Here is a 24528-nt window from a genome sequence, read left to right as displayed (position 1 = left end):
GGAGAACCACGCCGAAGCGGCGGCGACGCAGAACTCGTTCCCCTCCGGATCTGCCATCACCACATGATGTCCGTCGTGCTCCACCAGGACTGTCCCGCCCGCTGCGACAAGACGTTCAGCCTCGGCCCGGTCCCGTCGGAATGGCACAGTCAGGCACCATCCTGCGCCGACTCATCCTCGGGCAGGTCGAACAGCGCAGTCCAAGGTCAAGTCGATGTGCCAGCCACGCCGAAACGCTATTGCCCACCACCGACAAGAAACTCAAGCCAGATCAGCGGGGCGGGTGCCGGTGGAGGCGAGCGGCAGGCCCAGCGCCACCCGTTCCGTCAGCCAGCCGCTGGGGCGGTAGCGCGGGTCACCGGTGGCGCGGAGCAGCCCGTTCAGGATTCGGAGGACCTTTTCCGGTCCGACCAGGTCGCCCCATTCCAGCGGGCCGCGCGGGTAGCCCAGGCCTAGGCGTACGGCGGTGTCGATGTCCGCGGGGGCGGCTAGACCCTGGTCGGCGATGTAGCAGGCCGTGTTGACGATCGAAGCCAGAAGGCGTTGCGCGATGGGGGCGGCACCGTCCCGGACGACCGTCACGGGGGTACCGGTCGCGGCCAGGGCGCCCCAGGCGGCGCGGCCGTAGTGCGGGTCCAGTCCAGGGTGGACAGACATCGTGAAGCGCGATTCGTAGCCGAGGGCGTCGATTCCGCAGACGCGCGAGGCGGGCAGCTCCAGTTGCCGCGCAGCCTCCACAGTGGACTCTCCGCGCAGGGTCACCAACAGCACCGTGTCCGGGTAGGCGTCGGGGACGACGTCGACACCCGCCGCGGACAGGAGGCGGCCCAGGCGTTCGTCGGCGGCGTAGACCGGCATGGTGGGAGCGGGCGGGGCCGGAACCTCGGGAGGAAGTTCTTGTTTTCCGTCGACATAGCGGTAGAAGCCTTCGCCGGTTTTGCGGCCGAAGAGTCCGGCGGCGACGCGCGGGCGGGTCAGCCACGACGGGCGCAGGCGTGGTTCGGCGTGGAAGCCGCTCCAGATGCTTTCCAGTACCGCGTGCGAAACGTCCAGGCCGGTGAGGTCCAGCAGTTCGAACGGGCCGAGTTTGAGACCGAGTACGTCGCGCGCGATGCGGTCGATTTCGGCTGGTGCGGCGAGGGATTCGGAGAGGATCTGCAGGGCCTCGGTGTTCAGGCCGCGGCCCGCGTGGTTGACGAGGAAGCCGGGGGCGTCCTTCGCCAGCACGGGTTCGTGGCCCCAGCCGCGGACGAGTTCGAGCGCTTCGCTGGGCAGCCAGTCCGCGGTGCGTGCGCCGGGGATGACCTCGACCAGGCGCATCAGCGGGACTGGGTTGAAGAAGTGCAGGCCGATCATCCGCGTGGGGTCGGTGATCCCGGCGGCGATCTCGGTGACGGACAGCGAGCTGGTGTTGGTCGCGAAGACGGCGTCTGGGCCACAGATCTTTTCGAGACCGGCGAAGAGGGTTTGCTTCGTTTCCAGGTCTTCGCGGACGGCTTCGATCACCAAATCCACGCCCTCGGCGGGGGCGAGCGGTCCGTCGACGGGAACCAGGCGTTCCTTCGCCGCGCGGCCGGCTTCCTCGGCGAGTTTGCCCTTGGCGACCAGCCGGTCGACCATCGCGCTGACGTGCTCGATCGCCGCGTTGACCGCGTCCGGTTGTACGTCCGCGAGTTCCACGGTGGCTCCGCCGGTCGCGGCGAGCTGGACGATCCCTCGTCCCATCACCCCGGTGCCGATCACCCGGATCCTGCCGACCCGTCCGGCCCATCCCGTCACGTCGAACCCGCCTTTCGTTCTTGCGCCACGGCGAACTTACCCCGGACTACAGACCGACGAAGTCCGCCATCTGCCCGATGAGGTGCTCGAAGTACGCGTCGGCGGGGTCGACGCTGCCGACGTACTGGCCGAACAGCTCGAAGTTGAGCGCGCCGAACAGCTGCGTCCAGGCGCCGATGGCACGCATGACGACCTCGGCCGGCGCGTCGATATCCAGGATCTTGGTGAGCTGATCGGCCTGCGCGCGCAGCTCCTCCGACATCGGCGCGGTGACCGCCGGCTCGTGCGGATGCGCGTCGCGCAGCACTGCGACCAGTGCGAACGCCACTCGTCCGGCGGGTCCGACGGTGTCTTGCGGAGCTTGGTAGCCGGGGATCGGCGAGCCGTAGATGAGCGCGTACTCGTGCGGGTTCGCGCGGGCCCACTCGCGGGTCGCGCGCCAGATGGCTCGCCAGCGCGTGCGCGGGTCGCCGGTGTGCGGGTCGGCCTGCTCGGCAGCTTCTCCGACGGCGTTGTACGCGTCGACGATCAGCGCGGTGAGCAGGTGATCGCGGCTCGGGAAGTACCGGTACAGCGCCGACGAGACCATCCCGAGTTCACGGGCGACCGCGCGCAGGGAAAGTCCGAGCGCGCCGACCTCGGCCAGCTGGCGGCGGGCCTCGTCCTTGATCTCGCGGGTCAGCTCGGCGCGGACCCGTTCGCGGGCGGTCCGGGGTGCGGCAGTCATGCGATCAGTGTGCCTTGATTGAGAGCGCTGCGCAAAACCGAGAGCACTGCTCTTGACACGCGGCGACCCAGCGGTGTTCACTATTCACAATAGAGAGCACTGCTCTCGCAAACCGAGGAGGGCCCCATGACCAGCACTCGTTACGTCGAACCGGGCAAGGCGACCGCGGCGTTCAACGGCCTCGTCCGCTGGCTCACCAAGCACGGCGTCAGCGTGTGGGGCAGCCGGGTGCTGGGGATCCGCGGCCGCAAGTCCGGCGAACTGCGCGAGGTTCCGGTGAACCTGCTGCCGTTCGAGGGCAAGCAGTACCTGGTCGCCGCGCGCGGCGAAACCCAGTGGGCGCGGAACCTCCGCGCCGCGGGCGAGGGCCAGCTGACTGTCGGACGCCGCACCGAAACGTTCACCTACCGCGAGCTGTCCAACGAGGAGAAGCCCGCCATCCTGCGCTCGTACCTCAAGCGCTGGGCGTTCGAGGTCGGGGTGTTCTTCGAGGGCGTGGACGCGAAGGCACCGGAGGAGAAGCTGCTGGAGATCGCGCCGGGCTACCCGGTGTTCGAGATCTTCGCTCGGTGAGTCAGTGCGTGCGTTTCCGGAACGCGGTGGCCGCGACGAGGACCACCCCGACCAGGAACGCGACCAGCCCGATCAGGAACCACAGTTTCTGGCCGGTCATGAAGCTGCCGGTCAGCACTCCGACGCCCTGCAGCACCCACACCGCGCCGACGAGCACCAGCACCACACCGCACGCCAGCGTGATCCACCGCTTCACGACTATCTCCTCGCTCGCTGTGAGGGGAACCCTGAGGGAATCAGAGTCTCTCAGGGTTCCCTTCACGGACTACCCGCGGCGGCGAGGTTGTCCGTTGCCGAACTGCTGCGCTTCGCCAAGAGACGTCGCGGTGGCGGTGGTGCCCTGGACCTTCGCGAGCACGGTGACGTTGTCGCCGGACTTGGGCGAACCGGTCTTGTTAGTCGACGAATCCAGCGTGTAGCTCTGCTTGTAGCCGTCCTTGCTCGTCAAGGTCACCGAGGTGGCGCTGAGTTCGGTGATCGTCCCGGTTTGCAGGCGTTCGGTCACGTATCCGCCAGCGGGGTCGGCCACCACGAAGTCGCCGTGCAGCGCATCCCGCAACGCAGCCATCCCGCCCATGCCTCCGCGGCCGGCGAAACCGCCCTGTCCGCCGGGTCCGCCGAAACCGCCTGGACCCTGACCCTGCTGCGCGTTCGCGTTGTTGCCGCTGGTCCCGGCCCAGATCGCCAGTCCGCCGCCCACCGCGATCACCACCGCGACGCCCGCCGCGATCGCGGTCTTCCGGCCCGACCACGTCTTCCCCGGGCCGCTGCCGCCGGGTGCGGGAGCAGGCTGCTCTCCCCAGGTCGCGCCCTGTGCTGGATCGGTCGTCATGGTCTCCTCCGGAAACGTTCGAGCTTGTTCTCCCGAGCGTCGGGGCGGCCGCTGTGCGGAAGCTGTGCCGGAAGTGGGGGACACCTGTGCGCCCATCCGGGGAAACACCGCACAGGAAACGCACAGCCGGGGCACAGCTCGACCTGAAGGCCGGCCCCGAAGATGGCACCATGAGCAGTGTGAACGCCGCATCTGCCGGCCGGGGTAAGGCCGAACTGCGCCGCGCGGACGGCAGCCCGGTCCGGGTGCTGGTCGTCGACGACGAGTCGACGCTGGCCGAACTCGTGTCGATGGCCCTGCGAATGGAGGGCTGGGAGGTGCGCAGTGCGGGCACCGGAGCCGAGGCGGTGCGCGTCGGCCGCGATTTCCGGCCGGACGCCGTGGTGCTCGACGTGATGCTGCCCGATTTCGACGGGCTCGAGGTGCTGCGCCGGATGCGTGCCGAAACGCCGTATCTGCCGGTTCTTTTCCTCACCGCGAAAGACGCGGTGGAGGACCGGATCGCCGGGCTCACCGCGGGCGGCGACGATTACGTGACCAAGCCGTTCAGCTTGGAAGAGGTGGCGTTGCGGCTGCGCGCGCTGCTGCGCCGGGCGGGCGGTGTTTCCGGGTCGACCGGGTCGCAGCTCGTGGTCGGCGATCTGACGCTGGACGAGGACAGCCGCGAGGTGCACCGCGGCGGCGATCTGGTGCCGCTCACCGCGACCGAGTTCGAATTGCTGCGCTACCTGATGCGCAATCCGCGCCGGGTGCTGTCGAAGGCGCAGATCCTCGACCGCGTGTGGAGCTACGATTTCGGCGGCCAGGCCAATATCGTCGAGCTGTACATTTCCTACCTCCGCAAGAAAATCGACGCCGATCGGGAACCGATGATCCACACCATGCGCGGCGCCGGATATGTCCTCAAACCCGCCGCGGGCTGAGCGCCGCCGTCCGTGGTCCTTGCGCCGTCGGCTGATCATGCAGCTGGCGGCGCTGCTCGCGCTGGTCTGCCTCGTGGTCGGCGTGGTCACCGAACTCGCGTTGAACAGCTTCCTCGTCGGGCAGCTCGACCAGCAGCTGGCGGCGGCGAGCGATCGCGGGTTCCGGCACGGCGTGCCGCGGCCGCCCATCGGCACTCCCGGCAAATTGCCGCCGGACCCGCTGCGCGTGCTCGGCCAGCCCGAGGGGACGCTCAGCCTGGTCGTCCACGACGGAAAGCTCAACGGGCAGGTGATCGGTCCGCTCGGCCTGGTCCCGTTGACCGCGGAACAGGACCGGGTCCTGCTCGTGCTCGCGCCGAACGGCCAGCGCCGCACGGTCGAGCTGCCGGGGAACCTCGGGAAATACCGGGTGGTCGCGACGTATTCGCCGCGCGGCGAGTTCACCGTGATCGGGTTGCCGATGACCCGGGTCACGGAAACGTTGCTGCGGCTAGGATTCATCTTCGGCGGCGTCGCGCTCGGCGGCATTCTCGTCGCCGGGTTCGCCGGTGCGGTCACGATCCGGCGCACGATGGCCCCACTGGACCGGCTCGCCGCTACCGCTTCCCGGGTCTCCGAACTTCCGCTGGACCGCGGCGAGGTCGCGCTGTCCGAGCGAGTGCCCGAAGTGGACACTGATCCGCGAACCGAGGTCGGCAAGGTCGGTTCGGCGATCAACCGGATGCTGGGCCACATCGCCGAGGCGCTCGCCGCCCGCCAGGCCAGCGAAAGCCGGGTGCGGCAGTTCGTCGCGGACGCGAGCCACGAATTGCGCACGCCGCTCGCCGCGATTCGCGGGTATGCGGAACTGACCCGGCGCAGCGGCGAACAGGTGCCGCCGGACATCGCGTTCGCGATGAGCCGGGTGGAATCCGAATCGGCGCGGATGACGACGCTCGTGGAAGATCTGCTGCTGCTCGCCCGGCTCGACTCCGGGCGCCCGGTGGTGCACGAACCGGTCGATCTGTCCCGGCTGGTCGCGGACGCGGTCGCCGATTCGCACGTCGCCGGCCCGGAACACAAGTGGCTGCTGGAGCTTCCCGGCGAGCCGATCGCGGTGCTGGGCGATTCCGGGCAACTGCACCAGGTGGTGCTGAATCTCCTTGGCAACGCCCGCGCGCACACGCCCGCGGGCACCACGGTCACGACCGCACTGTCCACCCGGGACGGATGGGTCACTTTGTCCGTTGTGGACGATGGGCCGGGAATTCCGCCGGAAATCCTGCCCGAGGTATTCGAGCGATTCGCCCGCGGCGACAATTCGCGCTCGCGTGCCGCGGGGAGCACCGGGCTGGGGTTGGCGATTGTCGCGGCGGTGGTAGCCGCGCATTCCGGGCGGGTGATGGTCGCCAGCGGGCCGGGCCGGACTGAATTCGTGGCCTCGTTTCCGCAATTGCGTGACGGTGGCAACACTCCTTCGTGAGTGATTCACAGCCCGCGCACAGCCCGGGCCGTGAGAATGACAGCCATGACGACTGTCGACGCGCCACGCTGGGTGCGCCCCGCGGTCGCGGTGCTGCTGCTGGGCACCGCCGCGTTGTATCTCACCAATGTCGCGATCTCCGGCTGGGGCAACGACTTCTACGCGATGGCCGTGCAAGCGGGCACGTGGGACTGGAAAGCGTGGTTCTTCGGTTCGCTTGATCCGGGCAACGTGGTCACGGTCGACAAACCGCCGCTTTCCCTGTGGGTGATGGGATTGTCCGGGCGGGTCTTCGGCTTCTCCAGTTGGAGCACGCTGGTTCCGGACGCGCTGGCGGGCGTGGGCTCGGTCGGGCTGCTGTATCTGGCGGTGCGGCGGCTTTCCGGACCGGTGGCCGGACTCCTGGCGGGGTCGTTGCTCGCGCTCACCCCGGTCGCCGCGTTGATGTTCCGGTTCAACAACCCGGACGCGTTCCTGGTGCTGCTCCTTGTCGCTGGCGGGTATTTCCTGGTGCGGGCACTGGAATACGCGAGCACGAAGTGGTTGCTGCTGGCGGGGGTCGCGATCGGCTTCGGGTTCCTCGACAAGATGCTGCAGGCGTTCCTGGTGTTGCCTGCCTTCGTGCTCGCGTACGCGGTGGCTGCGCCGACTTCGCTGGGACGGCGGGTGTGGCAACTGCTCGCCGCGGCTGGGGCGGTGGTCGTTTCCGCGGGCTGGTGGGTGCTCGCGGTGGCGTTGTGGCCGGTGGCCGATCGGCCGTACATCAGCGGGTCGACGAACAACAGCGTGCTGGAGTTGGCCTTCGGGTACAACGGGCTCGGCCGGATCTTCGGTCAATCGCACGGCGGGGACGCGCGACCGAAACTGCCGGAGTTTTCTGGTACCGGGAAAGGATTCGGCGGCCAGGCGGGCTTGACTCGTTTGTTCACCGAGCAATTCGGCGGCGAGGCTTCCTGGCTGTTGCCCGCGGCGTTGATCGGACTCGTGGCCGGATTGTGGTTCACCCGCCGAGCGCCGCGCACTGATCGCACGCGGGCGGCGCTGCTGCTGTGGGGTGCCTGGACGGTGATCAGCGCCCTCGTGTTCAGCTACATGAGCGGAATCATCCACCCGTACTACACAGTCGCGCTCGCGCCGGGAATCGCTGCCACCGTCGCGATTTCCGCCACTGAACTGTGGCGCGGTCGCGCTTATCTCGCGCCGCGAGTGGTGCTCGCGGTGATGCTGGCGGCGACCGTCGCCTGGAGTTTCGTGTTGCTGCACCGGACGCCGAACTGGCAGCCGTGGGTGCGGTACACCGTGCTGGTGCTCGGCGTCCTAGGCGTGGTCGCGCTGCTGATCGGGACCGCACGCCGGGCTGTCGCGGTACTGGCGCTCGTGGCTGCCCTGCTGGGGATGGCGTCGTTCACGGTCGCTACCGCGTCGACGGCGCACACTGGCGGAAGTCCGGCGTCTGGACCGCAAAGCCAGCACAAGGGCCGCGTCAGTTTCGGCGGACCGCAACAGTCCAATGTGGAATTGAACCGGTTGCTGGAGACCACGACGACGAAGTGGGCTGCCGCGGAAACCGGTGCGATGCAGGCCGCCGGGCTGGCGTTGAACAGCGGCAAACCGGTGCTCGCGGTCGGCGGGTTCAGCGGCAGCGACCCCGCGCCGACGCTCGCGCAATTCCAGCAGTACGTGGCGAGCGGCGACATCCACTACTTCGTCGTCGGCGCGCGCAACGGCCGGGGCGGCCCGGGCGGCAGCCGCGGCACCTCGGGCAAGATCACGACCTGGGTCCAGCAGCACTTCCACGCCACCACGGTCGGCGGCGCGACGGTGTACGACCTCACTCAAAAGTGACCGAGGTATTGGCTCCGCACAGGACAAAACACGGCAACTCGGCCGGGATGTGCCCGGCCAGCCAGGCGGCCAGCGGAGCCGCGGCGGCGGGTTCGACCACGATCCGGAAGTCGCGCCACAACAGATCGCGCGCGGCGAGGATTTCGGCGTCGGAAACCAGCACGGACGTGACGGACGGCGAGTTGAGGATGCCGAACGCCAGTTCGCCAACGCGCGTCGCGCCGAGCGCGGAGGCGGCGACGGAGTCGATGGTGACGTCCACCGGCTCGCCCGCGGCGAGCGCGGCGTGCAGGGCCTGGCAGTGCTCCGGTTCCACTGCGAACACCTGACGGCCGTCCGCCGCCAGCGTCGCGCCGGACGCCAGTCCGCCGCCTCCCACTGCGACGGCGATGGCATCGACGTCCGGTGCGTCGGCCACGATCTCCGCCGTCGCGGTTCCTTGCCCGGCGATCACGTCGGCGTCGTCGTACGCGTGCAGGTAGCGGGTGCCGGGTTCCTCGGCGACCGCCAGCGCGGCTGCGGCGGCTTCGGCGTAGGCCGTGCCATGCCGGATGAGCTTTGCGCCCGCCGCCTCGATGCCCGCGGCCTTCGCTTCCGGCACGGACTGCGGCACGTAGACGACCGCGGGAATGCCTAACGCCTGCGCGGCGGTGGCGACGCCGAGGCCGTGATTGCCGCCCGACGCCGTGACCACTCGCTTCGGCTTAGGCCCGGTGAGCAGGGCGTTTACCGCGCCGCGGAGCTTGAACGAACCGGACCGCTGCAGGTGCTCCAGTTTGAGGACGAGCGGACGACCGTCGATTTCGGTGCGTAACAGCGGCGTCCACCGGACGTGTGGTCGGAGCCGGAGATGGGCAGCGGCGACGTCGGCGGCGGCAGGTGCGGTGCGCATAACGGCCATTCTGCTCTCCCGCGTCGTCCGGTGCGTGCCGCTCGCCGGGAAAACCCCAGCGTGTCAGGGCGCGACACGGCACAAGAGGGCATTGTCTAGATCTTGCAAGCCTCGCTAAGCTCTGCGCAGACGTGGGGTGTCCGACCATGTGCGTACCGCGACGAGTGCTACTGAGAGTAGTAGCGTCCTGCGGGTGTCCCCGTTCGGTGCACTCCACGCCTCGGTCTCGTCGGGACTCCTCGGGAACGGAAGGTGACGTGGATGCGCGACGGCTCGGCCCGGTCGCATGAATCCGCTGCGCGGCTGCTCGACCGCCTCGGAATCCGCACTGTGCAAGCGCGAGTGACTGTGTTGGTCGTGGCCCCGCTGATCCTGGTCGTAGCGGCGGCGGTTCCGCTCGTCCTCGCCCAGGTCACCGCCGCGTCGACGGCCGCGACCACTTCGGACAGCGCGGCCCGGGCCCAGCGGGTGGGCGGCCTGGTTGCACAGTTGCAGCGGGAAGGCCTGCTCACGGCCGCTTTCGTCGCTGATCCGTCGGCCACCGACACGGCGCTCGTCCGGCAGCGGCAGGCGGTGGACAGCGCTGCGCACGGCGTCGCGGACAGCCTGGTCAGCCCTGGCGGAGCCCTGTCGAAACTGCGGCAGAACGCGCTCAATCGTCAGATTTCCGTAGCTGATGTGTCTTCTGGCTACGATTCCATGTCCGTCGATGTGATCGACGCGCTGGGACTGGCCACTTCGGACGGTACTGGCGCCCGGCAGCTCAACGCCCTCGACGCATTGCTTCGCGCGGACGAGCAGCGAGCGGCCCGGGCGACCGCGCTGATCGCGTCCGCCGGCGTTGATCGCGCAGGTCAGCGCGCCGCCGTCTACGCAGAACAGTTCGCCCGGCTGGCCGGGAACCAGGACGCGGTACAGCTCGCCGCGGTCGAGACGGGGGCGATGGCCCAGCAGTTCGACCGGCTGGCCGCCGCGCCGAGGCAGGATCGGCAGTTCGTGTCCGATGTGGTCACTGCCGGTACTCAGCTCGCCGATCAGCGCGGCTCGGTGGAAGCCCGGCTTTCCGGTGCGATCGCCGACGCCGCCTCCGCGAAAGCGTCCAGCGCGACCCGGACGGCGTTCCTCGTCGGCGGCGCCGCGATTGTCCTTTTCGGACTGGTTGCCGCTTTGTCCGTGCTGGCCGCCCGATCCGTCGCCCGGCCGCTGCGCCGGCTGAGCGGTCAGGCCCGCTCGACCGCCGACCTCGCCGCCGCTGAATTGGTTCAGGTCGCCGAGCCGGGATCGGGTCCGCCGCAACTGTCGCTGCCCGCTCTCGATGCCGGAACCGGCGGCGAATTGGCCGAGCTGGCCACCGCGTTCAACCGGCTCCGCAGTTCCGCGGCGGACGCGGTGACCGAGCAGGCGAACGCGCGCCGCGCCGGTGTCCAGCTGCTCGTCGGAGCGGCCAAGCGCACGCAGAACCTGGTCGCTGGCCAGCGCACGGTGGTCGAGGAACTGGCGCGCGGTGCCGACGATCCGGTGTTGCTCGCCGGGCTGCACCGCGTGGAGCACGCCGCGCTCCGGCTGCGCCGCACCGCCGACGATTTGCTTGTGGTGACCGGAAACCGCGACGAAACCCGGGTCGGCGGACCGATCGAACTGGCTACCGCGTTGCGCTCGGCCGCCGCGGAAATCGACGACGAATCCCGGATCCGGCTTGGCGAACCGGCGGAGGCGCTGCTCGCGCCGTCGCTGGGGATCGACCTGGTGCTGCTGTTCGCCGAACTGCTGGAAAACGCCGCCGCGTTCTCGCCGCCGGAATCCGCGGTCGAGATTTCGACGGAGTTCCAGCCCTCCGGCGATCTGCTCGTCAGCATCGCCGATCACGGCATCGGGCTGCCCGCCGACCGGCTGGCGCACGAGAACCGGCGGCTCGCCGAACCGGTCGACGCGGCGTCCGGGCAGCAGCTCGGCCTGGCCGTGGTCGGGCGGCTCGCCCAGCGGCATTCGCTGCGCGTCGAGCTGGAGTCCACTCCGGACGGTGGCGTGACGGCCCGGGTCTCGGTGCCGCAGGCGCTGTTCACCCGGGACGTCGATTTCCGGCGTGGGCCAGGGCTTTTCGAGCCAGGACAGGTGCCGGACCCTCGGCCGGTGCTGCTGCCCGCGCCCGCGATCGCCGCGCTGTCCGCGCCGACTCCGGCCGGGTTCCGGTGGTTCATCGACCCGCCGGAACTCGAAGCCGACGAACCGGGGCCGGAGCCGGAATGGCCGGAGGCGGAACCGGAATTCGCCTCCCGCACCGGAACGCTGGAACTCCCCGACGAACCGGAAGAGCCCGAAGAGTCCGAAGAGTCCGAAGCGTCCACAAAGGACACGGCGGACACTCAGGACGGGCAGGACGTCACGGACCCGTCCCCGACGCACCAATTCACCGTGGTGCCACCGGAAGCCCGCGACGGCGTGTACCGTCGCGTCCCCGGCGCCCAGCTGGCTCCCGGACTCAAACTGCCGCAGATCGTCCGCACTCCGTTGCCGCGTCGCGAATTGCGCGATCCGGCCGCCGAGCGGGCCACCTTCGACTCGTTTTCCGACGGCGTCGCCAAAGCACAGCAAGTGACCGCTCAGCAGGCCGATCAAGGAGGATCATGACCGTTCCCGCCGCCGCGCAGAACTTCAACTGGCTGGTCAACCGCTTCGCGCTGCACACCGCAGGCGCGATCGCCGCGCTCGCGGTGTCCGCGGACGGGCTGTTGATCGCCGCGTCCCAGGATCTCGACCGCGCGGACGCCGACCGGCTCGCGGCGACCTGCTCGGCGATGCTCGCGCTGGCCCAGAGCGTGTCCGAAAGCCATCCGCTCGGCGATCCGGACAAGGTGGTGGTCGAACTGGAACGCGGCTACCTGGTGGTCTGCACCATCAGCATCGGCTGCTCGCTCGGCGTGCTGGCCAACAAACAGGCCAGCCTCGGCACGATCGCCTACGAGATGGCGATGTTCGCCAACCGCGCGTCCGAAGTCCTTACCCCCGCGCTGGTCGAGGAGTTGAAGAACACCGCGTTCGCCTGACCCGTGAAGATTCTCGTGCTTGGCCCGGCCGGAGCCGGGAAGACGACGGCGGTGCACGCCGTTTCGGAGATCGCGCCCGTGCGCACCGATGCGGGCGCGACCACCGCCGCGCTCGACTTCGGCAGGCTCGGCGAGGGCGAGCGCCGGCGGTACCTGTTCGGCGCTCCGGGACAGGCCCGGTTCTGGTTCCGCTGGCCGGACCTCGTGCGGGGCGCGGACGCCGCGCTCGTGGTGGTCGACCCGCGGCGGATCCCGGACGCCTACCCGGTGCTCGACGCGGTCGAAGGGCTGCGGCTGCCGTTCGTGGTCGGGGTGAACTGCTTCGACGGCCTGCTCACCCGGCCGCTGCACGACGTGCGCTGGGCGCTGACCGTGCGCGACGGCATCCCGGTGCATCCGTTCGACGCCCGCGACCCGGCGTCGGTGCGGGAGGTGCTTGACCTCGTCGAAGCGGGAGTGGCGCAGGGGGCGCAGCCGCGGCAACCGAGTCCGCTATAGTCGTCTGCGGGGACCCCCCGTGGCGTCCACCCTGTGAACTTCCCCAGGGCCGGAAGGCAGCAAGGATAAGCGGGCTCTGGCGGGTACGGGGGGAACCCGCTTTTTTTATACCCTGCTGGCTTCAGAACAGGCCGAGCACGTCGTCCGGCGGTGTCGGCGAAGGCAGCTCTTCCGCGTCGGAGACCGGTGCGGCCTTCCCCCGAAGCTGCCGCAGCTCATCGCCGTGCACCACCCGCGCCGGATACGGCGAGGACGCCGCGCGCCGGGTCAGCTCCGCGGTCGGCAGTTCGAGCCGCGAGGCGGCCAGCACGAGATTGCCGAACCGGCGGCCGCGCAGCACGCTGGGCTCCGCGAGCAGGACGACGTGCGGGAACACCTCGGCCAGCGTCGCGAGGAACCGGCGCGCGAACGGCAACCCCGGCCCGTCGGAGATATTCGCCAGCATCGTCGCGCCCGGTCGCAGCACGCGGGCCACGTCCGTCACGAACTCGACGGTCGCCAAGCCGCCGGCCAGCGTCGCGCGTTCGAAGGCGTCGAGCACGATCAAGTCCGCGGTGGCGTCATGCCTGCTGCGCACGCCCGCGCGGCCGTCCTCGATCCGGACCCGCAGCTTCGGGACGCTGCGCAGGTCGAGCTGTTCGCGGACCAGGTTGATCAGCGGCTCGTCGGCGTCGAACACCAGCTGCCGCGAACCCGGTCGCGTCGCGGCGACGTAGCGCGGCAGGGAACAGCCCGCGCCGCCGACGTGCAGCGCGTCGAGCGGTCCGGGAGGAAGGAAGTCGACCAGATCGCCCAGCCGGCGCACGTAGTCGAACTCCAGGTTCGTCGGGTCGTCCAGATCGACGTAGGACTGCGCCACCCCGCCCACCGAAAGCAGCCAGCCGTTGGGCCGATCGGCGTCGCGCAGCAGCTCGGCGGTCCCGAACCGCACCGGATAACTGCCCGGCAGCGGGCCGCTCGGCGCACGGCCGCGACCGGAACGGGAGGGGCTCACTGTGCTCACTGTAGTCTCGGGCACGTGGCTCTCGCGCTGTACCGGAAGTACCGTCCGGCGACCTTCGCCGAGGTCGTCGGCCAGGAGCATGTGACCGAACCGCTGCGCACGGCGCTGGCCGCCGGGCGCATCAACCACGCGTACCTGTTCTCCGGGCCGCGCGGCTGCGGCAAGACGTCGAGCGCGCGGATCATGGCGCGCTCGCTCAACTGCGCCAAAGGCCCGACCCCGGATCCGTGCGGCGAGTGCAACTCGTGCCGCGCGCTCGCGCCGGAAGGCCCCGGCAGCGTCGACGTCACCGAACTCGACGCGGCCAGCCACGGCGGCGTGGACGACGCCCGCGAACTGCGGGACAAGGCGTTCTACGCGCCCGCCGAATCGCGCTACCGCGTGTTCATCATCGACGAGGCGCACATGGTCACCACGCAGGGCTTCAACGCCCTGCTGAAGATCGTCGAGGAACCGCCAGAGCACCTCATCTTCATCTTCGCCACCACCGAGCCGGACAAGGTGCTCACCACCATCCGCTCGCGGACGCACCACTACCCGTTCCGGCTGATCCCGCCGAGTTCGATGCGGGAACTGCTGGAGCGCAACGTCGCCGCTGAGGGCGCGACGGTCGAACCTGCGGTGTACCCGCTGGTGATCCGTGCTGGCGGCGGTTCCGCGCGCGACACGCAGTCGGTGCTGGACCAGCTGCTCGCCGGGGCCGGTCCGGAAGGCGTCACGTACCCGCGGGCGGTGTCGCTGCTGGGCGTCACGGACACCGCGCTGATCGACGCGGTGGTCGACGGGCTCGCGAACGACAACCCCTCCGAAGTGTTCGGCACCGTCGAGAAACTCGCCGACGCCGGACACGATCCGCGCCGCTTCGCCACCGACCTGCTCGACCGGCTGCGCGACCTGCTGCTGATGCGCGCGGTCCCGGAAGCGGCCGAACGCGGCCTGGTCGCCGCACCGGACGACGAGCTGAAGCGGATGACCGAGCAGTCCGAGAAGCTCGGCCCGGCCACACTGTCCCGCTACGCCGACATTGTCCACAGTGGACTTCTCGAGATGCGCGGCGCGACGTCGCCGCGGCTCGTGCTCGAACTGCTCTGCGCGCGGATGTTGCTGCCGTCGGTCACCGAGGCGGAGAAAGCCTTGCTGGCGCGGATCGAACGGCTCGAGCGGCGTCCGGCCGGTGCGCCCGCTCCGACCGTTGCTCCTGGTCCTGCTCCCGTGCCTGCTCCTGCTCCGGTCGCCGCGTCCGCTCCGGCGGCTTCCGCTGGCACGGCGGATGCTCCCTCGCGGTTCCAGCGGCCTTCGCAGCGTCCGGCGCAGGAAGCTCCGGCGGCGGAGGCTCCGGCTCGTCCGGTCGCCGAAGAACCGGCGCGTCCGGCGCGCCCGGAGGTCAGCCGTCCGGCTCCCGCTGAACCGCCTGCTCCGGCGGCTGCTGCGCCTGCTCCCGCTCCCGAGGCTCCCGCTCCGGCTGCCCCGGAAGAAGCCCCGGCGGCGGCGGGTGGGATCGACGCGGCCAAGGTGCGCGAGAAATGGCCGCAACTGCTGGCGTCGCTGCGGAAGTTCACCGGCGGTCGCGCGCTCGAAGCCATGCTCACGCAGGCCGCGGTCGCCGAAGTCGACGGTTCGGCGGTCACGCTGACGCACAAATCCGAACCGCTCGCCCGGCGGCTGAGCGACCAGGGCAACGCGAGCAAGATCGCGGCCGGGCTGAGCGAGGTGCTCGGCGGCGAATGGCAGGTCCGCTGCGTGCACGGCGCGGCCCCGGCCGCCGCTCCGGCGCGACAGGCTCCCCGGCAGCAAGCGGCGGCACCGGCTCCGGAGCGGTCGTTCACGCGTCCGTCCGCGGCCGCGCAGGCACCGGCGGCCGCTGTCGCGCCTCCGGCCCCGCCGAAGCCCGCGGCGGAAGCGCCGAGCCGCCCTCGCGTCGCGACGAGCGAGCCGGACATCCCGCTCCCGCCCGAACCCTCGGACGAGGACGACGACATCTACTCCGAGGACTCCAGCCCGGTCCCGCCGCCTCCTCCGCCGCCCGCGGAGGAGGACCCGGAGCAGATCGCGCGCAAACTGCTGTCGGACCACCTCGGCGCGCGTCCGCTGGACTAGCGGACCAGCCGGACCGTGAGCGGACGCGACGTCGGCGGTGCCTGCACGGTTACCGTCCGGGTCGCCGCGTCCCAGGTCCAGGCTCCGCTGCGACGACCGTCCACGTACACCGCGGACGGCGCGGTCGCGTTGGTGAACCGGACGGTCCACGCTCGCTGCGTGGCACCGATCGAGAGCATCGATGAGTGGGCGTTTTCGGTGTAGCGCAAGGAAGTCGTAGTGCCCTCCTCGTAGAGCGTGAACGCGCCGTTGCGGCCGCCAGCCACCGTGGCTGTCGCCGCGGTGAGCGGATCATGTGCGTCGCCCGCGACGTTTCCGCTGCGGGTGACCATGATTCCGCCCGAGCGCACGAACACCGGCATCGTGTCCAAACCGGTGGTGATCTGCGCGGTGGTGCCGCCTCGGTAGGTCTTGCCGGTGAAGTAGTCCGTCCAGTCGCTGCCCGGTGGGAACCAAACGTTCGTGGTCGCCGTAGTGCCTGGGCTAGTCGCGGGAGCCACTAGGACATCCGGGCCGTACAGGTACTCCCCGCCAGCTTGAGCGTAAGCCTCTTGCTGCTCCGGGTATTGCAGGTACAGCGGCCGCACGATCGGCATTCCGGTCGCGGTGGCCTGCTGGGCGAGCGTGTAGGTATACGGCACCAGATTTTCGCGCAGGTTAAGGAACTTCGTCGCTGACGCATCCGCGGCCGCTCCGTACTGCCAGGGCAACCGGTCGCTGTGGTTGGAGTGCAGCCGGTCGATCGGCTGGAACGTGCCGAGCTGCACCCAGCGCGCGTACAGATCGTCCGGCAGCTTCGTGCTGCCCGGTTCTGTGCCCGGCTGTTGCAAACCGCCGGTGTGGCCGCCGATGTCGTGGCTCACCGAAGCCAGGCCGGTGGCCGCGGATTCGCCGGGCGTGTAACCGACCTCGAAGGCCAGCGTCGCCCAGTCGGAGATGGTGTCGCCGGTGAAGTGCAGCGTGGTGCGCTTGTCGGCCCACGGCCCGGTCGGCACGGCTGTCGGCGAGCTGTATCCACCGGCTTGCAGCGAGCCGTAGGCGCGGGAGAACGCGAAGCCGCCGTGCTGTGCGTACTGCTGATTGATCCACGCGTCCGGAGTGACTCCGGCGAGGCTGGATTTCGAGCTGTCACAACACCAATCGAGCCACCAGACGTCGTTGCCCTGCTGTTCCATCGTCCGGTGCAGGTCGAAGTAGGCCCGCAGCTGGTCGGGGTCGCCGAAATCGAAGACGTAGCAGTCTTTTCCGCAACCAGGCTGGAGTTTGCCCTTCGCGGTCGCCTGCGCTGCCGGGAACTGCGGGTCGTCGCCGCGGATGCTGGGGTGGATGTTCAGCGACGTGTGCAGGCCCTGGTCGTGCGCCCACTGGAAGAACGCCTTCGGATCGGGGAAGCGGGTCGGCTCGATTTCCCAGCCGTTCCAGCGGTCCGGCGATTTGAAGTCGGTGTCGACGACGAGCATGTCGAGCGGCACGTGCTGTTCGCGGAACTTGGGCACGATCGTCTGCTGGAAGTCGGCGGCCGTGCGGTCGTAATACTCGGAGTACCAGACGCCGTAGGCCCAGCGGGGAAGCAGCAGCGACGGTCCGGTCAGCTGGGCCAGTTCCTGCAGCGCGCGGCCGTAGTTCTGGCCGTAGGCGAAGACGTATCCGTCCTGGTAGGTCTCGCTGCTGGGCCGTTGGGTGACGACTTTGGTGCGCGGGTCGTACAGCGCCGATGCGGTGTCGTCGAGGAGAGACCAGCCGTCCTGGTACAGGATCCCGGGTGCGGAGACCGCGCTGCCGTCCACGCCGTCGAGGCCGCGTCGATAGCCGCCGAGCGGCGCGTGCGGGGCTAGCAACACCGAATGCGGGGCGGTGACGGCGACGGTGTCGAGGTTGACGTGGCAGTTTTGGTCCGGGCAGGAGAGCGTGACGGTGTTGGTGCCGGCCTTGAGGTTCACCGGGATTACGTTGGTGCGCCACGAATTCCAGCTGCTGGTCGACGGCAGGGTCAGGTCGGTCGAGACAGCAGAGGCTTGGAGCGTCAACGAGGTCGGCTGGGTTTGGCCGGAAGCGGCGGTCGCGTCGGCGTAGCGGAGTTGCAGATCGTAGGAACCGTCGGCGGGAACGCCGGTTATCGTCAGCGCGTCGGACGCGCCGGCTCGTTCCATGCCTGCCAGGAAGGCTTTGCCGGAGTGACCGTCGTGGTCGCTTGCCGGACGCGCGCCGCCGGACAGCACGCCTTGCTCGGCTTCGCAGAGAACGCCGAAGGCGCACGGCGTCGGCGCGGGCGGTACGGGCTGTGGGTACGCGGCACCGGCGTTGACCACGGCGAGGCTGTCGATGTTGATGTTGCCCGAGTCGGCGGTGCCGCGTTTGACGATCACCTGATGCTCTCCTGCGGGCAGGGTGAGCGGCACCGTCGCGAGAGCCCAGGTGTCCCAGTCAGCGGTGGTCGGCAGTGTGATGGCGTGCGCGTCGGTGCCGTCTACGAGGACGGTGAGCGTGCGGGTCGTGTGCTGTCCGTCGCCGCCGGTTCCGTTTGCGTAGCGCAGATCCAGCTGGTGCTCGCCGGGAGCGGTGACGCGGAAGGACAGGCTGTCGCCGGGATTGGTGAAGCCCGCCGCAAAACCGTCGCCGGTGTAGCCACGATGGTCGCTAGCCGTGCCCACTCCGTTGAGCTGCAGTTGTTCGGCTTCGCAGAGGGTGCCGAAGGTGCAGGTCGGCTTGCCCGTCCAGGGCCGTGCGGTGACGTCCTGGCCGCCGGTCCGCAGCTGGACGGTGAGGTTGTCGTCGGAGAACGCGCCCGAGTCGAGCTTGTAGCGCAGCTGGACGGCGCTGGTCCGGATGGTCAGCCAGCCGTCGCGTTTTGTTGCGGTATAAGGAGTTTTGGGGAAGCTGCCGCGGCCGATCGCGTTGAACGTGCCCGCGTCGACGAACTTGGCGTCACCCGCGTACTCGGTCCGGATGAGCGTCGGCGACAGGACTTCGAACCGTGCTTGCCCGGCGGTCACCGCTTGTGGAGCGGCCTCGGCGACTCCCGTCGACACGAGAGTGCCCGCCATCGCTGTCACGGCCAGCAGCCGCACCAGACGTCCTCGGAGTGATGTTGCCACCGGCGCCTCCTCGAAAGGTCCCCAGCGACGGTAAGTCGGGACCGATCAAGGGAGAAGACGGTGTCCGGTGTTCTGTCCGCTCAGTAGCCCTTTCGGCTCCCTGCGTCAGGAGCCGGCCAGGTACGCCTCGATCGCCTTAGCGATGGCCTGCGCGTAGTGCGCCCGGCCCGCCGCCGACGACATCTGCCCGGCCTCGTCGGCGTTGCGCATGTTGCCGCACTCCACGAGCACGGCCGGGCGGGTCGACAGGTTGAGCCCGCTCAGATCGTTTCGTGGCGAAAGGCCAGCCGAACCGATGTAAGTGGACGTGGCGAAGCCGTCGTCGCGGATTCCGTCGCGCATGGTGCGCGCCAGCTTCAGCGACGGTTCGCCCTGCGCCGCGTTCAACGGCGGCGCCGAGTATGCGACGTGGAAGCCGTGCGCGGTCGGCGAAGTGGAGCCGTCGGCGTGGATCGAGACCACCGCGTCGGCGTTCGCGTCGTTGCCGATCTGCGCGCGCTCGTCGACGCACGGGCCGACGCCGGAGTCGTTCTGGCGCGTGTAGACGACCTTGATTCCCTTGGCCGCCAACGCGTTCCCGACCTCCTGCGCGACGGCGAAGGTGAACGCGTGCTCCGGGTACCCGGCGTTGGTCGACGTGCCGGTGGTGTTGCACGGCTTCGTCTGCCCGCGCCCGGCGGGCACCTTCCGGTTGATCTCGCCGGGGTGCGAGGCGTTGCCGCCGTTGTGGCCGGGATCGAGGACCACGACCTTCCCCGAGCCGACCGGCGGCACCGCGGACGTCGAGGGCGGGCTCGAAGACGACGACACCGGCGGCGCGCTCGACGACGGGCTCGGGGTCGGGGTCGTCGAACCGGCCGAGGACGTCGGCGCGGCGGCCGGGGACGCAGGCGTCTCGCCGCCGCCGGAACACGCTGTGAGCAGCATCAGGCCGGTCAGCAGCGGGAGTGTCTTCGCTCGCACGCGACCACGGTGCCACAGCACACGCGTGCCGCCAGGACGGACTCGCCGGGCGCGCGGCTACGCTGGGGCAGAACACCCAAACGCGGAAGGACCGAGTGCGATCATGGTGCAACCCGGCGGCGGCGGCTTCGACCTGTCGCAGATCATGCAGCAGGCCCAGCAGATGCAGCAGAAGCTGGTGGAGGCCCAGGAGGAACTCGCCAACACCGAGGTCACCGGCACCGCGGGCGGCGGTCTGGTCACCGCGACGGTGTCCGGCGACAGCCAGCTGAAGAGCCTCGTCATCGACCCGAAGGTGGTCGACCCGGACGACGTCGAAACCCTGGCCGACCTGGTGGTCGCCGCGGTGCGCGACGCGTCGGCGAGCGCGCAGAAGCTCACCGAGCAGAAACTGGGCCCGCTGGCCGGCGGCCTCGGCGGCGGCATGCCGGACCTCGGCAGCCTCGGCTTCGGCGGCTGACACTTGTACGAGGGTGTCGTCCAGGACCTGATCGACGAACTGGGCCGGTTGCCCGGCGTCGGTCCGAAGAGTGCCCAGCGCATCGCGTTCCACCTGCTGGCCGCCGACCCGGCGGACATCGCGCGGCTGCAGGACGTGCTGGGCAAGGTCAAGGAAGGCGTGCAGTTCTGCGAGATCTGCGGCAACGTCTCCGAACGGGAAACGTGCCGGATCTGCCGCGACGAGCGCCGCGACCTCACGGTGATCTGCGTGGTCGAGGAGCCGAAGGACGTACTGGCGGTCGAGCGGACCCGCGAGTTCAAGGGCCGCTACCACGTACTGGGCGGCGCGCTGGACCCGTTGTCCGGGATCGGGCCGGAGCAGCTGCGGATGCGGGAGTTGCTCAAACGCATCGGCGAGGCGGACGTCCGGGAGATCATCATCGCGACGGACCCGAACACCGAGGGCGAGGCCACGGCAACGTATCTGGTGCGGATGCTGCGCGATTTCCCCGGGCTGTCGGTGACGCGGCTGGCGTCCGGGTTGCCGATGGGCGGGGATCTGGAGTTCGCGGACGAGTTGACTCTGGGACGCGCCTTGTCTGGACGGCGAGCGTTGTAGATTCTTTGCCCCTGAATGCCAACGCGACCCAAACGCGGGATCGCGTCGGTGTCTGACGGGGCTGCGTGCACGGCCCCAGGCCGGGTACGCAGCCCCGTCAGACACCGACTTAAAGGCGATCCCGCACGCGGCGGCGGAGCCGACGCCAAAGATTCAGCAGTAACCTAGCTGTGCCAACGAGTTCACTACTATGTCCGACGGGTGGTATTTGTCCATCCAGGACTCCCCGCGCCGGTTCTGGTACGTGTCAAGGAATTCCTGCAGCCGGTCCCCGCGCATTTCGGTCAGGATGACGTTTTCGCCGATCCCTACGTGCCGTTCGGTGCGGGCGCGGTGGACTGCGCAGGGGAGGCCTAGGTAGCCGCATTCTTCTTGCAGGCCGCCGGAGTCGGTGACGACGTACTCGGCGCGCGCGACCAGGGGCAGGAACTTCAGGTAGCGCATCTTCGGCTGTGCGATGAACTTGTCGTCGAACAGATTGTCCAAGCCCAGCGCGCGGATCTTCTCGCGCTCCGGGGCGCCGGCCATGTACAGGATCGGCATCTCGCGGCTCTGCGCGCGCAGGATTCCCAAGACCTCGCGGTACTTGTCCGCGCGCGACACCAGTTCGAATCGGTGCAGCGTCGCCAGGCCGAACTTTTCCGGCAGGTTCGGCACGTCCAGCGGCTGGTCGACGACCTGGCGCATCGAGTCGATCGCCGTGTTCGCTTCGGTGTTCACCACGACGCCGCGGGCGTTGCGCAGGTTGTGCACCTCGCGCTCGCTCGGCGAGAAGTGGATGTCCACGAGCTTCCCGGCGATTTTGCGGTTCAGTTCTTCCGGCAGCGGCGACAGAATGCTGCCCGACCGCGTGCCCGCCTCGATGTGGCCGACGCGCGCCTTCAGCACTTTCTTGCCGATCAACGCCCCGTACGGCGTGGTGAACGTGTCCCCGTGCACCAGAACGAGCGGCGGGCGACCGTCCGAGGTCAGCTGGGCGCGGAGTTCGGCGCGGCGGCTCCACGCGGTGCGCATGACCTGCGCCGCCCAGCCCGGTACCTGCGCCGGGGATTCGAGGTTGCGCGCCTGCGGACGCGGCACGAACCACAGATCCGGTTCCGGCAGCCGCAGATCGGACAGGACGTCGGCGACCTCGTCCACGTGCTGCGCGGTGAACCAGAGCTTCGGAGTCACGCCGCGATCGGCGATCCGGTGGAAGACCGGCGCGATCTTGATCAGTTCCGCGGTGGTGCCGACAATGAAGGAAATCACCGTGGATTACCCAATCTCCGGGCCGGCCACAGCCGGGTGAACAGCAGGTCAACGCCGCGGGCCAGGATGCTGTGCGCTCCGTCCCGCCCGGTACAGGGTAGCCTCGCCGGGGTGAGTGCGAATCCGCCCCTCCCGTCGCTCAGCGTCGTGATTCCGGTCTACAACGAACAAGACTGGATCGACCGCAGCGTCGGCGCGCTGATCGCCTCGGCCGAGGCGGCGCGGTGGCCGGTGGAAATCCTTGTCGTGGACGACGGGAGCACCGATGGCACGCCCGCCCGGCTCGCCCGGTTGCGCGACCAGTACGGCATCACCGTGCTGAGCCAGTCCAACAGCGGCCGGTTCGAGGCCCGCCGGGCCGGAATGGCGAAGGCGTCCGGCGAATGGCTGCTGCTGCTGGACAGTCGCGTGATCGTGGACGCCGGCAGCCTCGGTTTTCTGCGCGACCAGCTGACCGGCCACCCCGAACGCACGGCCTGGAACGGCCACATCAACGTCGCGTCCGAACACAATCCTTACGCCGGTTTCATGGCCGGGCTGGTCGCATTCTCGTGGCGCAAGTACTTCGCGGATCCGAAGCTGACGTCGTTCGGCATCGAGGAATTCGACCTGTACCCGAAGGGCACCGGATTTTTCTGCGCCCGCCGCGATCTGCTCGAGGGCTCCGCCGCCGCTTTCGAATCGCTGTTCGACGACGTCCGGCTGGCCAGCGACGACACCCGCATGCTGCGCTGGATCGCCGAACGCGCGCGCATTCACCTGGCCCCGCGGTTCGCCGGGACCTACCACGGCCGCGATTCGCTCAAGAAGTTCTGGGCGCAGTCATTCTTCCGGGGCACCACGTACGTGGATTCCTACCTCGGTTCGCCCGGTCCGGCGCGCACCGCGCTGTTCGGCGCGCTCGCGGTCGGCGCGGTCGGAGCCGGGCTGGCCGTGAAGAAGCCGAAAACGACTGCCGCGCTCGGGATCGCCGGGTCGGCGGCGGCGGCCGCCGCGGTCAAGAAGTGCGGGGCCACCACCGCAGAGGCGCGCGCGGTCGGCACCCTGCTGCCGGTGTTCGCGGCCGGGTTCGGTTCGGGCGTGTTCCGCGGTTTGTACCTCGCCTCGCGCGCCCGGCTGCGGCGCCGATGAGCGTGGCGGACACCGGCGCGGCGGCCAGCGGGGTCGTCCGGGACACCCATCGCACCGCGGGCAAGCTCGGCGGGTCGCTGATCGCGGCGATCATCCTCGGCTACGTCCTCACCGTCGCCTGCGCGCGGCTGCTGCCGCCGGACCAGTACGCCACCTTCCTCACGTTCTGGGGCCTCCTGATGGGCCTCGGCAGCGCGTTGTCCCCGCTGGAGCAGGAGCTCTCCCGACAGTCCGCGACGGCGGCGCTGACCGGTGGCGTCGCCGGCCGCGGAGCGCTGCGCGCGGTGGTCGTCTCAGCGGCGGCCGCGGGGGCGTTCGGGCTGGCGCTGCTCATCCCGCCGATCAACGACCGGCTGTTCCACGGCACTGGGGAACTCGCTCTGGTGGTGGTGGCCGGCGGGGTCGCGTTCGCCTGCCAGTTCGGCGTGCGAGGCCTGCTGATCGGCCAGCACCAGGTCAAGCACTTCGCCGGATTGATCGTCGCCGAACCCGCGGTCCGTGCGCTGGTGCTGGGCCTGCTGGTGATCGCCACCGCGTACCGGCTGGTGCCGCTGGCACTGGCGGTCGCGGCCGGATCGTTCGCCTGGCTGCTGTTCATCCGCAAGGCATGGCGGCTGCTGGACGTCCGTGCGGACGGCGACGGCTGGGCGGTCACCAGTCGCCGGATGCTCATGCTGCTGCTCGGAGCGGCTCTCACCGCCACTGTCATCACCGGTTACCCCGCGCTGGTCGGCCTGCTCGTCCCCGGCGGCGACCGGGACCGGCTCGGCGCGGTGTTCGCCGCGCTGGTCATCGCACGGCTGCCGCTGACGCTGGTCGCGCCGGTGCAGTCGCTCGCCGTGCCGTTCGTGGTGCGGCTCTCCGCCACCGAGGACGGTCGGAGCCGGCTGCGCCGGGTGTTGCTGCTGGGCACCTTCGCCGCGCTCGCGCTGGCCGCGCTCGGCGCGCTGGTCGGCATGCTGATCGGCCCGTGGGCGGTCGAGCTCGTCTACGGAGCCGCCTACCAGGTGGACGGCTGGGCGGTCGCCGGGCTCGTGTGGTCCTCGGTGCTGCTGGTGCCGATGCAGTTGCTCACCGCCGTGCTGGTGGCGCGCGCCCAGGCCAACCGCGTGTTGATCACCTGGGCAGTGGTTGCGGTCACCGCGTCGGCGTTGCTTCTCGCCGTCCCGGGAGACACCGTGCTGCGCGCCGTTGTTTCGCTCGCTGTCGCGCCGATGGCCGGGCTCGTCGTCGTGTTGGTATTCGTACTCGCTAATTCGTCCGCGGAAGGAACGTCTGACACGGGTGAAGCGTGTTCTTAGCGTCGCAGTAGTGTGAGTTCCGAGCCGTCGGTTCCCGGCGCGCGTCGGATGG

At 69.7% G+C, this 24528-nt stretch carries 21 protein-coding genes, 1 other RNA gene and 1 pseudogene; 13 read left to right on the top strand and 10 right to left on the bottom strand.

The window, feature by feature from the left end; genetic code table 11:
- Positions 1 to 24 precede the first annotated feature (24 nt).
- The 3 genes and pseudogenes from ACZ7SW_RS00470 to ACZ7SW_RS00460 form a co-directional block, all read right to left on the bottom strand.
- Positions 25 to 129, bottom strand: a pseudogene (locus tag ACZ7SW_RS00470) (VOC family protein); the annotation flags it as partial.
- A gap of 132 nt (positions 130 to 261) precedes the next feature.
- Complete coding sequence (locus ACZ7SW_RS00465; protein WP_470228297.1) at positions 262 to 1779, bottom strand: 3-hydroxyacyl-CoA dehydrogenase; 1518 nt, start codon at positions 1777 to 1779, stop codon at positions 262 to 264.
- A gap of 46 nt (positions 1780 to 1825) precedes the next feature.
- The gene (locus ACZ7SW_RS00460) at positions 1826 to 2506 is read right to left on the bottom strand and encodes a TetR/AcrR family transcriptional regulator (RefSeq protein ID WP_470228296.1); all 681 of its coding nucleotides are present in this window, start codon (positions 2504 to 2506) and stop codon (positions 1826 to 1828) included.
- A 126-nt stretch (positions 2507 to 2632) separates the two neighbouring features.
- On the opposite strand from ACZ7SW_RS00460, the gene ACZ7SW_RS00455 reads away from it, so the two are divergent.
- Positions 2633 to 3079 carry a nitroreductase family deazaflavin-dependent oxidoreductase gene (locus ACZ7SW_RS00455; RefSeq protein WP_470228295.1) on the top strand — a complete coding sequence of 149 codons (447 nt, stop codon included), beginning with the start codon at positions 2633 to 2635 and terminating at the stop codon, positions 3077 to 3079.
- Between the two features lies 1 nt (position 3080).
- Here the strand turns inward: ACZ7SW_RS00455 and ACZ7SW_RS00450 are convergent, their stop codons facing one another.
- Both ACZ7SW_RS00450 and ACZ7SW_RS00445 read right to left on the bottom strand, forming a co-directional pair.
- Positions 3081 to 3275, bottom strand: coding sequence for a hypothetical protein (locus tag ACZ7SW_RS00450; protein ID WP_344265998.1), 195 nt, complete (start codon positions 3273 to 3275; stop codon positions 3081 to 3083).
- 69 nt (positions 3276 to 3344) lie between these two features.
- The gene (locus ACZ7SW_RS00445; RefSeq protein ID WP_470228294.1) at positions 3345 to 3911 is read right to left on the bottom strand and encodes a hypothetical protein; all 567 of its coding nucleotides are present in this window, start codon (positions 3909 to 3911) and stop codon (positions 3345 to 3347) included.
- A gap of 170 nt (positions 3912 to 4081) precedes the next feature.
- Here ACZ7SW_RS00445 and ACZ7SW_RS00440 point away from each other — a divergent pair, with 170 nt between their 5' ends.
- From ACZ7SW_RS00440 to ACZ7SW_RS00430, 3 genes are read left to right on the top strand one after another with little or no spacing between them, the layout of a single operon-like run.
- Positions 4082 to 4834 (top strand): response regulator transcription factor, encoded by a 753-nt coding sequence (locus ACZ7SW_RS00440; protein ID WP_043834561.1) that lies wholly within the window; start codon positions 4082 to 4084, stop codon positions 4832 to 4834.
- A complete protein-coding gene (locus ACZ7SW_RS00435) occupies positions 4809 to 6296 on the top strand; it encodes a sensor histidine kinase (RefSeq protein WP_470228293.1) in 1488 nt (495 codons plus the stop codon). The genes ACZ7SW_RS00440 and ACZ7SW_RS00435 overlap by 26 nt, the downstream gene beginning before the upstream one ends.
- Before the next feature lie 45 nt (positions 6297 to 6341).
- Positions 6342 to 8141: a glycosyltransferase family 39 protein gene (locus ACZ7SW_RS00430; protein WP_470228292.1), complete on the top strand. Its 1800-nt coding sequence runs from the start codon at positions 6342 to 6344 to the stop codon at positions 8139 to 8141.
- Here the strand turns inward: ACZ7SW_RS00430 and ACZ7SW_RS00425 are convergent.
- Complete coding sequence (locus ACZ7SW_RS00425; RefSeq protein WP_470228291.1) at positions 8128 to 9033, bottom strand: serine/threonine dehydratase; 906 nt, start codon at positions 9031 to 9033, stop codon at positions 8128 to 8130. The genes ACZ7SW_RS00430 and ACZ7SW_RS00425 overlap by 14 nt on opposite strands.
- Positions 9034 to 9294: 261 nt before the next feature.
- On the opposite strand from ACZ7SW_RS00425, the gene ACZ7SW_RS00420 reads away from it, so the two are divergent.
- The 4 genes from ACZ7SW_RS00420 to ffs all read left to right on the top strand — a co-directional run bounded on the left by ACZ7SW_RS00420 (position 9295) and on the right by ffs (position 12680).
- A complete protein-coding gene (locus ACZ7SW_RS00420; protein ID WP_470228290.1) occupies positions 9295 to 11661 on the top strand; it encodes a sensor histidine kinase in 2367 nt (788 codons plus the stop codon).
- Positions 11658 to 12077, top strand: a complete 420-nt coding sequence (locus ACZ7SW_RS00415; RefSeq protein ID WP_009084595.1) for a roadblock/LC7 domain-containing protein — start codon at positions 11658 to 11660, stop codon at positions 12075 to 12077. The genes ACZ7SW_RS00420 and ACZ7SW_RS00415 overlap by 4 nt, the downstream gene beginning before the upstream one ends.
- A 3-nt stretch (positions 12078 to 12080) precedes the next feature.
- On the top strand, positions 12081 to 12575 hold the full coding sequence (locus ACZ7SW_RS00410; protein ID WP_470228289.1) for a GTP-binding protein: 495 nt from the start codon (positions 12081 to 12083) through the stop codon (positions 12573 to 12575).
- Between the two features lie 5 nt (positions 12576 to 12580).
- An RNA gene (gene ffs, locus ACZ7SW_RS00405) (signal recognition particle sRNA small type) lies at positions 12581 to 12680 on the top strand.
- 16 nt (positions 12681 to 12696) lie between these two features.
- Here ffs and ACZ7SW_RS00400 read toward each other — a convergent pair.
- Entirely contained in the window at positions 12697 to 13524 is an 828-nt protein-coding gene (locus ACZ7SW_RS00400; RefSeq protein WP_470229214.1) for a spermidine synthase, read from the bottom strand.
- 69 nt (positions 13525 to 13593) lie between these two features.
- On the opposite strand from ACZ7SW_RS00400, the gene ACZ7SW_RS00395 reads away from it, so the two are divergent.
- On the top strand, positions 13594 to 15675 hold the full coding sequence (locus ACZ7SW_RS00395) for a DNA polymerase III subunit gamma and tau (protein WP_470228288.1): 2082 nt from the start codon (positions 13594 to 13596) through the stop codon (positions 15673 to 15675).
- Here ACZ7SW_RS00395 and ACZ7SW_RS00390 read toward each other — a convergent pair.
- Positions 15672 to 18770, bottom strand: a complete 3099-nt coding sequence (locus ACZ7SW_RS00390; protein WP_470228287.1) for a TIM-barrel domain-containing protein — start codon at positions 18768 to 18770, stop codon at positions 15672 to 15674. The genes ACZ7SW_RS00395 and ACZ7SW_RS00390 overlap by 4 nt on opposite strands.
- 105 nt (positions 18771 to 18875) lie before the next feature.
- A complete protein-coding gene (locus ACZ7SW_RS00385; protein WP_470229213.1) occupies positions 18876 to 19697 on the bottom strand; it encodes an N-acetylmuramoyl-L-alanine amidase in 822 nt (273 codons plus the stop codon).
- Between the two features lie 139 nt (positions 19698 to 19836).
- On the opposite strand from ACZ7SW_RS00385, the gene ACZ7SW_RS00380 reads away from it, so the two are divergent.
- A complete protein-coding gene (locus ACZ7SW_RS00380) occupies positions 19837 to 20193 on the top strand; it encodes a YbaB/EbfC family nucleoid-associated protein (RefSeq protein WP_067577153.1) in 357 nt (118 codons plus the stop codon).
- Between the two features lie 3 nt (positions 20194 to 20196).
- Positions 20197 to 20793, top strand: a complete 597-nt coding sequence (recR, locus tag ACZ7SW_RS00375) for a recombination mediator RecR (protein WP_470228286.1) — start codon at positions 20197 to 20199, stop codon at positions 20791 to 20793.
- 153 nt (positions 20794 to 20946) lie between these two features.
- Here recR and ACZ7SW_RS00370 read toward each other — a convergent pair whose 3' ends face one another.
- Positions 20947 to 22044 (bottom strand): UDP-N-acetylglucosamine 2-epimerase, encoded by a 1098-nt coding sequence (locus ACZ7SW_RS00370; RefSeq protein WP_470228285.1) that lies wholly within the window; start codon positions 22042 to 22044, stop codon positions 20947 to 20949.
- 111 nt (positions 22045 to 22155) lie between these two features.
- On the opposite strand from ACZ7SW_RS00370, the gene ACZ7SW_RS00365 reads away from it, so the two are divergent.
- The gene (locus tag ACZ7SW_RS00365; RefSeq protein ID WP_470228284.1) at positions 22156 to 23175 is read left to right on the top strand and encodes a glycosyltransferase family 2 protein; all 1020 of its coding nucleotides are present in this window, start codon (positions 22156 to 22158) and stop codon (positions 23173 to 23175) included.
- Positions 23172 to 24476, top strand: a complete 1305-nt coding sequence (locus tag ACZ7SW_RS00360; protein WP_470228283.1) for a hypothetical protein — start codon at positions 23172 to 23174, stop codon at positions 24474 to 24476. Before ACZ7SW_RS00365 ends, ACZ7SW_RS00360 begins: the two co-directional genes overlap by 4 nt.
- Positions 24477 to 24528 lie beyond the last annotated feature (52 nt).

Source organism: Amycolatopsis sp. NPDC114484, from assembly GCF_055633755.1.
This window is presented reverse-complemented; position numbering and strand designations above follow the sequence as displayed.

What these genes read in the sequence shown, in the direction of transcription:
- ACZ7SW_RS00460 (WP_470228296.1), bottom strand. Translation starts at nt 2,506, where the DNA reads ATGACTGCCGCACCCCGGACCGCCCGCGAACGGGTCCGCGCCGAGCTG.
- ACZ7SW_RS00455 (WP_470228295.1), top strand. Translation starts at nt 2,633, where the DNA reads ATGACCAGCACTCGTTACGTCGAACCGGGCAAGGCGACCGCGGCGTTC.
- ACZ7SW_RS00445 (WP_470228294.1), bottom strand. Translation starts at nt 3,911, where the DNA reads ATGACGACCGATCCAGCACAGGGCGCGACCTGGGGAGAGCAGCCTGCT.
- ACZ7SW_RS00440 (WP_043834561.1), top strand. Translation starts at nt 4,082, where the DNA reads ATGAGCAGTGTGAACGCCGCATCTGCCGGCCGGGGTAAGGCCGAACTG.
- ACZ7SW_RS00435 (WP_470228293.1), top strand. Translation starts at nt 4,809, where the DNA reads ATGTCCTCAAACCCGCCGCGGGCTGAGCGCCGCCGTCCGTGGTCCTTG.
- ACZ7SW_RS00430 (WP_470228292.1), top strand. Translation starts at nt 6,342, where the DNA reads ATGACGACTGTCGACGCGCCACGCTGGGTGCGCCCCGCGGTCGCGGTG.
- ACZ7SW_RS00425 (WP_470228291.1), bottom strand. Translation starts at nt 9,033, where the DNA reads ATGCGCACCGCACCTGCCGCCGCCGACGTCGCCGCTGCCCATCTCCGG.
- ACZ7SW_RS00420 (WP_470228290.1), top strand. Translation starts at nt 9,295, where the DNA reads ATGCGCGACGGCTCGGCCCGGTCGCATGAATCCGCTGCGCGGCTGCTC.
- ACZ7SW_RS00415 (WP_009084595.1), top strand. Translation starts at nt 11,658, where the DNA reads ATGACCGTTCCCGCCGCCGCGCAGAACTTCAACTGGCTGGTCAACCGC.
- ACZ7SW_RS00385 (WP_470229213.1), bottom strand. Translation starts at nt 19,697, where the DNA reads ATGCTGCTCACAGCGTGTTCCGGCGGCGGCGAGACGCCTGCGTCCCCG.
- ACZ7SW_RS00380 (WP_067577153.1), top strand. Translation starts at nt 19,837, where the DNA reads ATGGTGCAACCCGGCGGCGGCGGCTTCGACCTGTCGCAGATCATGCAG.
- ACZ7SW_RS00360 (WP_470228283.1), top strand. Translation starts at nt 23,172, where the DNA reads ATGAGCGTGGCGGACACCGGCGCGGCGGCCAGCGGGGTCGTCCGGGAC.